12 protein-coding genes are annotated in these 13,245 nt (G+C 43.5%); 7 read left to right on the top strand and 5 right to left on the bottom strand.

The genetic code is table 11. The annotated features are described in order from the left end of the window. Nucleotides 1-861, top strand: a complete 861-nt coding sequence (locus tag DBR32_RS03005) for a DUF5829 family protein (RefSeq protein ID WP_124634791.1) — start codon at nt 1-3, stop codon at nt 859-861. Nucleotides 862-930: 69 nt separating this feature from the next. Here the strand turns inward: DBR32_RS03005 and DBR32_RS03000 are convergent, their stop codons facing one another. From DBR32_RS03000 to DBR32_RS02985, 4 genes are all read right to left on the bottom strand, one after another. Continuing rightward, entirely contained in the window at nt 931-2,328 is a 1,398-nt protein-coding gene (locus DBR32_RS03000; RefSeq protein ID WP_124634790.1) for an ABC transporter permease, read from the bottom strand. Nucleotides 2,329-2,383: 55 nt separating this feature from the next. Beyond that, on the bottom strand, nt 2,384-3,049 hold the full coding sequence (locus DBR32_RS02995; protein ID WP_124634789.1) for an ABC transporter ATP-binding protein: 666 nt from the start codon (nt 3,047-3,049) through the stop codon (nt 2,384-2,386). Between the two features lie 235 nt (nt 3,050-3,284). Further along, complete coding sequence (locus DBR32_RS02990) at nt 3,285-6,686, bottom strand: T9SS-dependent choice-of-anchor J family protein (RefSeq protein WP_124634788.1); 3,402 nt, start codon at nt 6,684-6,686, stop codon at nt 3,285-3,287. Between the two features lie 445 nt (nt 6,687-7,131). Next, the gene (locus tag DBR32_RS02985; RefSeq protein WP_124634787.1) at nt 7,132-7,443 is read right to left on the bottom strand and encodes a helix-turn-helix domain-containing protein; all 312 of its coding nucleotides are present in this window, start codon (nt 7,441-7,443) and stop codon (nt 7,132-7,134) included. A gap of 75 nt (nt 7,444-7,518) precedes the next feature. Between DBR32_RS02985 and DBR32_RS02980 the strand changes: the two genes are divergently transcribed. From DBR32_RS02980 to DBR32_RS02955, 6 genes are all read left to right on the top strand, one after another. Continuing rightward, the gene (locus DBR32_RS02980; RefSeq protein ID WP_199724303.1) at nt 7,519-8,526 is read left to right on the top strand and encodes a ClpXP adapter SpxH family protein; all 1,008 of its coding nucleotides are present in this window, start codon (nt 7,519-7,521) and stop codon (nt 8,524-8,526) included. A gap of 215 nt (nt 8,527-8,741) precedes the next feature. Further along, nucleotides 8,742-9,587 (top strand): hypothetical protein, encoded by an 846-nt coding sequence (locus tag DBR32_RS02975; RefSeq protein WP_124634786.1) that lies wholly within the window; start codon nt 8,742-8,744, stop codon nt 9,585-9,587. 18 nt (nt 9,588-9,605) lie between these two features. Further along, the gene (locus DBR32_RS02970; protein WP_124634785.1) at nt 9,606-10,421 is read left to right on the top strand and encodes a hypothetical protein; all 816 of its coding nucleotides are present in this window, start codon (nt 9,606-9,608) and stop codon (nt 10,419-10,421) included. A gap of 98 nt (nt 10,422-10,519) precedes the next feature. Beyond that, entirely contained in the window at nt 10,520-10,936 is a 417-nt protein-coding gene (locus DBR32_RS02965) for a hypothetical protein (RefSeq protein ID WP_148089206.1), read from the top strand. Nucleotides 10,937-10,952: 16 nt separating this feature from the next. Then, nucleotides 10,953-11,441, top strand: a complete 489-nt coding sequence (locus DBR32_RS02960) for a hypothetical protein (protein ID WP_124634783.1) — start codon at nt 10,953-10,955, stop codon at nt 11,439-11,441. A 56-nt stretch (nt 11,442-11,497) separates the two neighbouring features. Continuing rightward, complete coding sequence (locus DBR32_RS02955; RefSeq protein ID WP_124634782.1) at nt 11,498-12,343, top strand: hypothetical protein; 846 nt, start codon at nt 11,498-11,500, stop codon at nt 12,341-12,343. 80 nt (nt 12,344-12,423) lie between these two features. Here DBR32_RS02955 and metQ read toward each other — a convergent pair whose 3' ends face one another. Further along, on the bottom strand, nt 12,424-13,236 hold the full coding sequence (metQ, locus tag DBR32_RS02950; protein ID WP_124634781.1) for a methionine ABC transporter substrate-binding lipoprotein MetQ: 813 nt from the start codon (nt 13,234-13,236) through the stop codon (nt 12,424-12,426). Nucleotides 13,237-13,245: the final 9 nt, after the last annotated feature.

Here is a 13,245-nt window from a genome sequence, read left to right as displayed (position 1 = left end):
ATGAAAAAATATCTTCTTTTATGGATGGTCTTTTGGGCCTTTTGTGCCACCGCGCAGGAAAAAGGAACATACGCACCCATCACCTTTGATCATTTATATATTGTTGTGCCGGATACGGTATATAGAAAAATAGTGGCGCACCCTTTTGTTTTAGAAATGTTCGCAAATGTTGATAAGGGATGGCCGAAATTCGAACCGATTGATACCGCAAAAAAAGAAGCCTATTTTCGATTCAAAGACAATTACTTCGAGCTCCTGAGCACGGCTAACAGATGGAAAGAACCGATTGATAAATTGGGTATGGGCTGGATAAGCAGCAGAAAAGATTCCGCCGACGCGATTATAGGTATGTTGAAAAAGGGCTACCATGGTTCTGCCAAAATGCAGGAAGAAAAGGATCAATTGGGTAATGTAAAATCCCGGTCATTTTATGTACAGCAAGATACCCTGGCAAGCCTGCCGGCTTACTGGATTCAGGAATATACTTCTTTTTTTATTCGGGATGTTTATGGTGATCAACCCGAACCGCTCGACCTTACCGCAAAAAGTTACCGGGCAGCAAAATATTATGCCCCCAATAAGGCCGCAAACAGTATTGCCGAGATCGGGCTTAATATGACCCGGCGTGAAACGCTCAAAATGAAAAAATGGTTGCAAACTATTGGATATACTGTTGCTGAGCATCAGTCAAACATAAGGGCACAAAAAGATAATCTTGTCATCATGATAAAGATTTCAAATAAAGATCAACTCGCCTACTTAGTTATTTCACATAACAAAAACATGTCCAAACAAACCATTCGCTTTTCGGAGGATTGTGTCCTGCATGTGGGCAAACGAAAAAGTATTTGGCGTTTTTAAAGACGGTTTATCATACCCTTTTTGCCAATATCGTTTCGTTATGATGCAATATGAAAATCATTCCGGTCATTATCCGGTCTGTCTTAACGCATCGATCGGGTGAATGCTGGAAGCCCTTATCGCAGGATACAAACCGGCCAACAGGCTTATGATGATCGAGAATAAAACGGAACCGCCGATCAGCCACCAGGGAAAAGAGAACAAGTCCACAAACTCATCTGCATTTTTGAGGTATTGATTGTTGACAATAAGATTGGCCACACGGGTGAGTCCATAACCCAAAGCAATACCGCCAAATGCACCCACAAGGCCAATAAAGCCGGCTTCAAAGAAAAAGATCATGCGGATGTCTTTGTTCTTGCCACCCACTGCTTTCATAATACCTATCTCTCTGGTTCGTTCCATGATACTCATTAGCATGGTATTGACAATGCCAAAACCCGCTACCAATAAGCTGATCAGGCCGATAATGCCCAACACACTGTCCAGGATCAGAAAAGCCTTTTTCATTTCGGCCAGGCCATCATCTATAGCAAAATAGTTGATTTTTTGATGGTCCAGGAATTTTTTTAATTGGTTCAGGTCATCCATACTTTTTGTTTTCACATAGATGGAAGTATATTGATTCCCTTTATTTTTGTTGTTGATCAAATCGCTTACTTTGTCAAAACCCAGAGAGGGCAAGCGTTTAGCCGTATTGATAGGCAAAATGATCTCTTCCCGTAATGTGGGCCCGGCAAATTGTTCTTCTTTAAGGATGCCGACGATCTTTACCCTGGTTTCTTTTTCGTCAATTGCATTTTCAATACCACCCATCAATGCAAAGGGCGAAGTGCTTTTGAGCGACACACTAAACAGCACAAGCGTTTTGCCGATAATGGTATCTGCTGCGGCCAGAGTCAAGCTGGTATCTGTTTGCTGGTAGTTACCTTTTCTTTCTTTAGAGACGACCTCATAGCCAAGCGCCTGTAAGAAACTCAGGCTGACGATGGCCTCTAAAGCCGTATCGCTGGAGAAATAATGACCAGCATAAAGCTGATTGTAGGGTGGATATTGGGCCATCGCCATGGGTAAACTACCAATATTCGTTGCGGCAGTATCCTTGCTGAGAGCCGCTCTAACGGGTACGTTCAATCTGGGATAGGCGATTGCCACTTCGGGTCTTTTTTGTAATACCGCGATCAGGGAATCGTTGAGGGGAACAGAAGATTGGGCGCTTTGGTCCTGTTGCGTTTTATTTCTTGGGCCACTCTTGAAATTAAACGCTTTGGCAGAAATGGTCAGGCTGGTAAACAAGTCGTTAGACTTGAATTTTTGGGTAATATTTTTTTCCAGGCCTATGCCAAAACTGACCATCGAGATTAGGGCGCCTATACCGATAATGACGCCAATAAGTGTCAGTAAGGTTCTGAGCCGCGTGCGCCAAAGGTTTTTGCGGGCCATTGTGATTAAATCTAGTATTGTCATTCAGAGTGAAATTAGAAGTGTTCCGGACAGATATTGCCTGGTTGCTTTGGTATATTTATTCACTAAGCAAGCCATCCTTAATCGTAAGGATTCTATCAGCGACTTGCCCGGCTATTTCCTGATCATGCGTGATCATGATAATTGTTTTTCCTTTTGCTTTTAGCGTCTGTAATATCTGCAAAATCTCCATTGTGGTGGTTGAATCCAGGTTTCCCGTCGGTTCGTCTGCCAATAAGACTTTCGGATCATTAACCAAAGCCCTGGCAATGGCGACCCTTTGTGCTTCACCACCCGAGAGTTCATTCGCTTTATGCTGCATTCTATCGCCCAATCCCACCTGCTCTAAGGCGCGCTTCGCTTTTTCTAGCCGCTCTGATTTTGAGTAGCCCGCAAAGATCAGCGGCAGCATGACATTTTCCAAAGCCGTTTTTGAAAATATTAAATTGAAAGACTGAAAGATGATGCCGATATTATGCAAGCGGTGTGCCGCATATTGATTGGCATTAAAAGAACTGATATCGGTTCCGTCAAATAAGATCTTTCCTGAGCTTGCCGTATCCAATCCTGCAAGAAGATTTAATAAGGTTGATTTGCCGGAGCCGGATTTGCCCACAACCGCTACAAACTCACCTTCGTTAATATGGCAGCTGATATTATTCGAAGCCACAATCTGATGCGCTCCTTTGGTGTAGGTTTTATTGACCGAAATTAATGTTATCATCGGGGAGATTTAAGCAAATGTACAAAGAGTATTACCCTTCCTGCGCAACCTTAGTGTATAGAAATGTTAAATATGAGTCAGGACACATTCCTTGCAACCCAAGAACCTTTTCGCATAGCTTTTATGGCGCGCCATTCCGGGACGTATTATTGCAGAAAAGGACATCAATTTACGCCATAAAAAATAAAGGCCGGGACAGTTCCCGGCCTTTATCGTTAAGTAATACATAACAGGATTAATAGAGCGTTACCTTATGATAATGCGTCTCTGTACCCATACTTACTTTCAATAAGTAGATACCTGCCGCAAAGCCTTTTACGGGCAGTGTTACCGTCTGTAAACCTTTTGAATTGTGTGCCTCCGTATGGTACATTACCTTTCCTGTATAATCAGTTAAGGTCAATTGAACCAGACCATCAAGCACATTAGAAAGCTGTACATGCACCGACTCTTTGGCCGGGTTAGGAAACACGGATACTGTTGTGCTGTTTTCATTGTTCAGCCGTACAATGTTACTGTAATCGCTATGGCCGGAAAGTGTCATCTCTTTTATACGATAATAATTGCTGCCCTTTACCGGGTTTTCATCATAAGCAGTGTAACTAAGTTGGGTTTTATCCTTACAGGCAATCTTTTGCAATGGTGAAAATGCTTTGCCGTCAATACTTTTTTCCAGCCAGAAATAGTCTGTGGCAGTAGCATCTGTAATGGTCCAGTGTACCCCGTTCTTACTACCCATTGCTGTGGCACTGATCGCTATTCCTGAAAGAGGTAACGGTGTTGCTGCGCCTACGCCGCCCGCATAAGTACCCCCGCTAAAACTGGTAATGCCGTTGAATTGGGCGTAGGGTATACCGTTGATTCGGTTATTTGTCGTATTGGTATTGATCAGTGGAATGGCACCGAGTACTGCATTGGCAGAGATTTGCGTTGGCGATGGTACAAAAGCACCGGATATTGTTTTGAACCAGGTCGGATTTGCGGGCGGGGCACCATAGGTGAGGGATAAGTTTGCCACGGCGTTATCTACTGCAGCAATTTCCAGAGAATCGTAGAAAAAACGAACGTTAACGGGTGCGGTTAGGGTATTGCTGCCAATGGCCACATTCCAATAGCGCTTCATCGTAAATGTCGCCTGAGCGGTAGCTGTGTTCTGCGCGGTATAAGTATTTGCATCTAAAGTGATCGTCGGTATTGCGGCAGCTTTAGCGGCTGTATTTGCATTAATGCCGTTAGGGTCCCAATTGATAGCCAGAATATTTTCGTTAGGTAATAATGGATTGGTATAATAACTCCAGCCGGCATCCTCACAACTCAGTTGCAGGTTTACATTGTTTGAGGCACTGCCCGAGAGGCCTACGCTTTGTATCGCCTGGCTGCCGACCATAATGTCATCGAGGCCAATAATATTACCCGCTTTGCCTACCGCTTCAAATCCAATCAATACCGTTTGTCCGGCATAAGGACTAAGGTCTATCGTCTTTTTAGCCCATCCAGGCAGGGTATACAGTGCGTTATAACGTTGGTATCCTCCTATTCGCGTCCAGCTACTACCACTATTGGTACTGATGCTTACATAGAGGCTGTCTGCAGCCGTAGCATAGCTGTTGTCATGGCTCATCCAAAAGCCCAACTCGAGCTGATTGCAATTGGCATTAGCCAAAGCCGGTAGGCTGATGCAATTTCCGGATAATCGCGAGGTCGTTAATGCCGGAAAGCTAATAGCATTAAAACGCATGAATCTGTTACCGGAGTGGGGTGCTAAGGGGCCAGATAACCCTGCATTAGTCACATTACCTGTGTGCAGATTCCAGTTGCCGCTACCGTTCAGTTGTTGTATGTTGCTAAATGTTGTGAGGGCATCTTCATAGGAAGCGATCTGAGGAAAGGCAGACAGGACGGTTTGTATTTGGTGACTCATGGTCACCGTATCGTTCAGGGTTTGTTGATCTCCAGACAGCACAACATAGGCCGTATCATAGTTGGCACCGGCATTGTTGAGCGAAATGTTGTTAAAGGTAATCACTTCACTGCTACCTGGAGCAATGGATGATATGTTTTGCGCTGTTGCGCTATACGTGTTGGCGCCGGCAATTTTTAGGTGAATGCTTGCTGCGCCGGCCGCAATTGCATTAATACCTGTGTTGGAGAGCGTGGTGGAAATGCTTTGTGTGCCTCCGGGACAGCTGAGCGGACCGCCGCCGCCAAAAGTCATTTGACTAAGACTGGCGTCTGTAGCGAATATGAGTTTTAGTTCTATCATAAACCGTAAGGCACTTGTCGGGGCATAGTCGATCCAGCTTGTACTGCTTGCAGGAGATTTATAGTAAAACGTAGCTGTACGCATGGGGATCTCTGCCTGATAAGAGCAGCTGATACTTATGGTACCCGTTTGCCGCATGCCTACATAAAAATTGCCCGCAGGTATTGCCAGTGCCGGGGCCACCGGTATCAAATAAACGCCTGTCGTACTCGTATATTGTGCCGATTCCCACAGTAAAGTGCCCGGACTGCCACCGGTTCCGCCGGCATCCCATATGCCAATCTTAAAGGGTTGGCCCCCAGCCGAAAAATTTAAAGAGACCTGCTTAAGGTAAGTGGCCAGATCAGCATTGAATTTAGCGACCAAATCGCCTGTGGTCGCGTTAAATCCTATGCCACCGGTAGCGGGGCCGCCGTCTGTATAAGACCATGTATCCATATTAACCAGCTGTGATGTGGTTTTGGCATTATTGCTAAGGTAATCATCAGCAGGAACGCTAACCGTGATTGTGTTCGTTCCCGTATAGGTATTGCTGGTCACGGGGAAGGTTACCGTAGCAGAAGCGCCCGGAGCCAGCGAGGCAACTGTTTGAGACCGGGTAGCGCTATTGGCACCCGAGATATTTAAGGATACCGGAAGATTGGTCACCGCATTTGTTCCATAATTAGTAATAAAAGCAGATACCGATTGTTGTGCCGCACTCGGAATGGGTAATTTTGTGAAACTATAAATAAGGTTTACCCCCACATCATTGGCATAGATATGTTTAAAGCGGATTGCAGGACGGAAAAAGGAGGTGGTCATCGATGTAGTACCCGAAAGGGCTGCTGAGGCATTATATCTTCGGTTTGAGGAGACGGAAGGACTGGTATTATTGCCCATAGAACAGTTCCATATAAAACCGCCATGGGTCGCATTGTCGGTACGCGTAATGAGGATCTGTAGGTTTTTACCACTCGTACGGGTATAAGCGGTGCTGAGTGGGATTTCTGTAAATCCGGTAGTCGCAATCGTAACACTTCCGGAAAAGACAAGTGTATAGTCACTCGTCGAATATACACCTGCAGTAAAAGTCGTTGTCGTCGTAGGGACTTCTTTCAGGTAGATAGAAACATTGTTGAATACGGTATTCGTGCCCACCGTAGAGGCATTAAGACCGATATGTGTAATAGCCGTTCCTGCAGTGATAAAGTTGCCTGCACCGATTTCGGTTTCTGTATAAATGCTCTCATTTGCGGCGTTATTGCTATTGGCTAAGGCGATAGCGGCACTTGTGCCCGCATTGGACGTAATGTCAATAACTTGTGCATGGCTGAGGCTTACAGAAAGTACGGCTAAAAAGCAACAAAGGAGTCTCAGTAAAGTTCTATTCATAAGGATGATTATTTGGACGGCAAGATAAAAAAAGAGAATGATGTTTAGTCTTAAATGATTGATATTTTTTTGATAATCAATTATTTATATTAAAAACGAACCCGGTAATACCCTAAGAAATATTGGATAGATGAGCAATGATTAGTACAGGGATAATTTTTATTTGTGGCGATTTTCTGTATCAATATAAAATGAGGATTGCCCAGTCCTGTTGACTGGAGAGAGGCAGGTGTATTACCTGCTAAAATAGCCTGGTAAGATAGATATGGGAGGCTTATGCCAGAATGTATTTGGGCTTAAGAAAATTATGATCGGTACAAGCGTTGGAGGAGCGAGACCGACCCGAAGCACTTGGGACAGCTGAACCGGAAAAGGACTTGCAGAAAATAGTTGCGATCTGTAAATACCCCATTTATTATCGGTGCATGGTAACTATATCTTAATCCTATCCCAAATGCTCTAATTGTTTAAATACGGGAATCAGGGACTGGCCTTTTTCGGTGAGGGTATATTCTATGTGTAAGGGTTTTATTTGTATCACAATTCTCTCCAATAAGCCATCTTCTTCCATTGCTTTTAGCGCTAGCGATAATGATTGTTTATTGGCGCCGCTGAGTTGCCGCAGCAAACCGCTGAATCGTAAAGGTCCTTCAAGGGCAAGCCGAAATATTTCTGGTTTATATTTCCCGGAAAGCGATTTTAACAGGGCTTGTGCCGGGCAGGTTTCTGCATCGGTTGTGTTTTTTGGACTGGTCATAAATTTCTGACTTATTGTAATACAGGTTTATATCATGCAACTTTACACAAAGATAAAATATTAACAGCCCCCGACATGAAAGCAATTAAGTATATTTTGATAGTGGCCATCATGCCCTTGACGATCATTGGCCGGGCACAAACACTGCAACAAATGGACAACAAAACGAATCCGCTCTTATGCGATCCGGAACAAGGATTTTGCGCAATACCTGATACGGGAAACAATATCCTGCCCGGCAGCCAAATCGCTAAAAGCGAAAAGTCGGTTAAGATCATTTATTTTACTGACCCCATTTGCTCTTCCTGCTGGGGTATAGAACCGCAGCTTCGAAAACTGAAATTGGCCTACGGCCATGCCATTGATATCGAATACAGGATGGGTGGTTTGCTGCCCGACTGGAGTTATAACAGCGGAGGTATCAGTAAACCTTCCGATGTGGCACACCATTGGGATGAAGTAAGTGTTTATTATGATATGCCAATTGATGGAGCAGTATGGCTGGAAGATCCTTTGTCTTCTTCCTATCCGCCTTCTATTGCATTTAAAGCAGCTCAAATGCAGGATGCCGGTAAGGCGCTTTTTTTCTTAAGGGAATTGCGTGAAATGGTTTTTTTGCAGAAAAAAAATATTGCAAAATGGGAACATATAGAAGCGGCGGCACTAAAATCCGGTTTAGATACCGAAACCCTGAAGATTGATATTGCCGGAAAAGGCAAAGAGTTGTTCGAAGCCGATTTAGCACTGGCCAGAGACATGGGGGTGCGCGGATTTCCAACCATGTTTTTGATCAATAATGCTGGCAACAAAGAAATGATATATGGCACCAAGCCCTATACACAGTATGAAGCAGCGCTGGTAAAACTGGATGCTGCCTCTGTGCCTGAAGCTTACGGGAAAAGCTGGAAGGATTTATTTGCAAAGTATGCCTCGTTGACAGCAAAAGAATTTTCAGAACTGTCAGGTAAGCCAAGAGCGGACAGCGAACAAGAACTCAATCAATTATCGGATAAAGGGCTATTGCAAAAGTATACAACAAAAAACGGTTCCCTTTGGACGCGTATCAATAATACGAACCAATAAAATCATGATCACCAGTCATCTTAAGACCAGGAAGAACAGAAGCATGGTTTTATGTTGTTACTATGCTAAATAAAACGATACCAGTGTTTTGAAGGGTAATTTTATTTATCTTGTATGCGAAAATGAGCAGGCTGTGATCGCTAAAATGGCGCTATACATGCATCAAAAGTCACTTCTGTAGGAAAGGATTTTAAACAAGGCATTAAAGAGAATACATGAAAAAAATACTGATTATACTTGCAGGTACAGGAGCGTTTATGGGTCAAGCAACAGCGCAGCAGAACCCTTTAAAAAAGACGGCCTGGAAAATCAATAGCATTGATGCCGATGGGCATGCACTATTGGAAAAAGTGAAATGGATCGACCTGAAGAAAGAGCAGGCGAAATTTCACTATATAGAATTTGATACCGACGATAAATACCATAAAGGCACCAGTTGTTTTGGAGAAGATGGTCGTTATGAATTGAAAGAAGAACAGCAAATAAGCCTTTCGGGAATGGATGCTGTTATGGCTGTCGATTGTACAGAACCGCAAAGCCTGAATGGTACCTTTACCTATACCATCTCCGGTAACCGGATGACCTTACAACCGGTATCGGAAGGACAGGGAACCGCAGAGGAAGCATATCCCGAAGGGGCAACCGATGCCGCTGCAGCGGTGGATATAGCAGCAGCGACTGCAGAAGCGGCGGCAGCGGCTATATCAACGGAAACGGTACCGGTAGTGATCGAACGAGCAGATCCAAATGGCGAAGTACAGCCTCCTTCTGAATACGCAGCACCGGAGCAGCCCTACAGACAAGTCAGAACGTGGATCAGTCAACATTTCGATGCCGCTTTTTTTAAAAAACAAGGGATAGATTCCGACATACGGCTTAGTTTATCGCTGCAATTTGATGCAAAAGGTAAAGCCACGTTGAAAGAAGTACAGGGAACGACCAATGCAAAACTGAAGCAGGCGATCCGCAATAAAATCGGGACCATGCCCCAATGGTCTGCGCAGGAAGTTAGCTATAACAGCACGGTTGTGATTCCCTTGCAATATCTGGATATTGAATAAAAAATAATCAGCTTGGGAATGGGAAAACGATACGGTTTACTATTATTACTCTTTACTTATATACAAGGCCATGCACAAACATTAAAGGATAAAGCCTTTAATGGGGTCATACGTATTGACGATAATCAGGTGGCTGAAATAGCAGGTAATTATTTGGTGGATATTCCGCTACCGCATTCAGATGATAAAGCTTATGTATTTTTCCTGGATGCGCATATGCCGGTATCCTTATTCCAAAAGGCTAATGGATTTTTTCCAAATCTTAAAGAGTTCATCCTTATCGTACCCGATTGGGCGTATTATGACGATGTTGCTAAAAGCATCAGGGGTACCGGAATTTATTGTGCGGAACCGATCGCAACTAATATATACTATCATATCAAAAGAGAAGGAGCAGCAATACATATCGACAGCCTGCGGATGCAGGGTAGTGAACAACCCGAACTTTCTTTCCGGAAGCAGAAGACATCTTTTAAGGATACATTGGTAGTCTACCGGACTGAAACCTATGGTGGGGGCGCCAATCCGAAAGATCCCATGTTGGCGCTGGAACAGGAAGATGCTCCTTTTATCCGGGATTATGAAAAGCAACATAAACTGCGTATTACCGGAACTTTCAAACAGTATAAAGAAAGGAAGGTATTCAACTATTATACCTTACCGGGATTAAGTACTGCGCAACGATTACAATTCTTATTGGCTAAACGCGGGCAATGGATACTAAACCGGCAAGATAAATTTATCTTATTTGCACCGGAAATATTCACGCCGCAGTTAATGCCTTTTGAAAAGGAGGGTGCTCACAAAATGACTCCGGTAAATTATGATAAATGATTTTTGAATGCATGTTGGAAAGGAACGGGCATATCCCGAAAGCGCTAGGGCAAATTTGCTTACTACTGCTGATATGCTTTGCTCCTACTAATACCCTTATGGCCCGGCAACAGCCGGTTCGCAGCAATCGGATTCTTTATGGGCCTAGTCTTAGCTATCAGTACCAGCAAAGTAGCGCGCTGAAATTGTCCTTCTTTGGTTTGAAAAGCATTCGCGATCGTCAACTCATAAGGCTGGAAGCGGGAGCCAATATTATCTTTCATGACCGGACAACATTTGTGGTTCCGGAATTAGCGGGTACTCTTTATTTTACGGAAACCAAGTATGCACCCTATGCCAAACTGGAAATAAATCCCTATACCCTCACCCCTAAAATAGGCTGTAGTATATATACAATCCTCAATATTGACCTTGGCTACGGAATGCATTTTACACCGCAACAAAAGATGGGATTGCTGAAGGGATTCACCGCATCGGCAGGAATATATATCCCTTTGAACTTTCATGTAAATTAAAACATAATCTTCGGCAATGAAATACAGGTTACTTCTTCTATTACTCCTTTCGGTTAACCTAGGAATGGCGCAAAGCCTTAGCTTTAAAGAACTGCAGCAAGCGTATAATTTTAGCGATAAGGGAAATGTCCCGGTATTGAATCAAAAAAAATTTAAAGAAGTACAGGCCCTGAAAACAGATAGCGAACTAAGCTATACTTTTGAGGATAAGCATCAAGATAGGCTCTCTGTAACGTACGATCAAGGCTATGAGACAGAAGGCGGTTATCATGTGCGTATAGAATATGCGCTTAAGGATCGGCAGGCATACGATCGTATTATTGCATCGGCAAAAGCAAGTGGATTTGTATACAGCCAAAAAAATAAATATTATAAAGATAGTCATGATGATGGGACATATGTTTATCGGATTATAGAAACTTTGGCGCAATCCGGCAGGTATTATCGCATTCGGTATACCAGTCATACCGGTAAGGAGCTTAGTCCTATCCCTATAAAACAATAATCGGAATTACTATGAGGAGCATAAGCGAAGAATTGTATGGATCAAAAATAAATCGAATGATGAAGAAAAAAACAGGACTATACTTTATACTCCTGATATTGCTGAGCGGACTTTTAAATGAAGCAGTGGCACAGCCCTTTCTGTTACAGTCCAAAGGCCAGGCAAAACCCTTTAGCCTGAATATTTATTATGGCAGCGGGGGAAAAGGCGCTTTTGTACAATACAGCGGTCATAAAGGTATTATTCCGCTAACAATCAAAAGTTGCGTAACCGATACTTCGGATGGCAATCGTTTTACGAGCTATATTTGGAATGAGGTACTCGAAGGTAAAATTACCGGCACTTACGGGCTTACAGAAGGGCTTCGTACGATTGAAGACGCCTGGTATGTACGCGGAAGAGACCAAAAGAAATTTATATTGGAACATATAGAAGCGCCTGGCAAGTACGATGGTGTGGATCAATATTTGTTGCATGGAACACGGATTGCATTCAATCACTTTTATTCCGATACCCTCATATTTCGCTACCCGGATAAAAGCGTCCATATCATTGAATTGCCGGAAATTGTACAATCAGGAGGCGCACGGCAAAGCCATATTGGAGATTATAATTTTGATGGTTATGATGATGTCGCATTTTCTGTTTCCGATGCCGGAATGGGCGTATACCAGGAGTTTCAAATCTATGTATACGATCCTGTTCAAAAGCAATTTTACCGGATGAAAGAACCTGACTATACTAAAAAAAGCCATTGTGCCTGTCTGTGTGATGTACGCCTGGATGCGCGCAAAAAGGAATTGTCGACCGCCTGCCGCGGTGGCGCGCGCTGGTGGCGGGATGTCTGGAAATATAAAGGGCGCAAACTCATTTACGTTCGTTCTGAAGAAGTCAACGATTGATTTATGTCATCTGTGCCGGAATTTAATACTTACCTGAAAGACCTGCTCCCGAGCAGGTCTTTCAGGTAAGCAAAAATAGGTTACCATCCTTTTACGGCACCACCTTTAAATACTTCATCGGCTTTTTGCAGCACAGCCTCCGACTGGTATGCTTTGATGAATTTTTTGACCTTTTCTGCATTTTTTTGATCTGTTCTTGCTACAATTACATTTACGTAAGGAGAGGTTTTATCCTCCTTGAAAAGGCCGGACTCCGCTGCATTTAATCCTGCCTGGCTTGCAAAATTATTATTGATAATCGCGATGCTAACTTCCTTATCGTCGAGCACCCTGGGTAGTTGTGGTGCTTCTATTTCCAGTATCTTCAATTGTTTCGGATTGCCCGTAATATCTGTTATTTTCGGTAATAGCCCGACATCCGCTTTGAGTTGCAGCAAACCGTTTTGTTGCAGAAGTAATAAAGCCCGCCCGCCATTGGTCGGATCGTTAGGAATCGCGATCGTACTGCCCTGAGCCAGTTCTTCAAGCTTTTTTATTTTTTTTGAATAGGCCACAATCGGATACACAAACGTATTCGCTACAGCGGTTAATTGATAACCTCTTTGTCGGGATTGCGCTTCCAGATAAGGAACATGCTGGAAAACATTAAGGTCAATATCACCATTATTCAAAGCCTCATTGGGTACAACATAATCGTTAAACGTGATCAGCGCTACCTCAAGGTTAAATTGTTCTTTAGCTACTTTTTTTGCGGCTTCTGCCAGTTCCCTTTCGGGGCCGGAGCTGATGCCTACCCGGATATAATTCGGGTCTTCTTTTTTTGTGCGGTTGCCACAGGCATTAAGGAATAAAATTCCGACGGCCAGTAAAAGGGAGAATTGTTTTTTTTTCATTTTAAAAAT

This window comes from Taibaiella sp. KBW10 (genome assembly GCF_003852495.1).
In the GTDB taxonomy this organism is placed as follows: Bacteria; Bacteroidota; Bacteroidia; order Chitinophagales; family Chitinophagaceae; genus Edaphocola.
The sequence above is the reverse complement of the archived record's forward strand: the minus strand, read 5'-3'. Positions and strand labels throughout refer to the sequence as shown.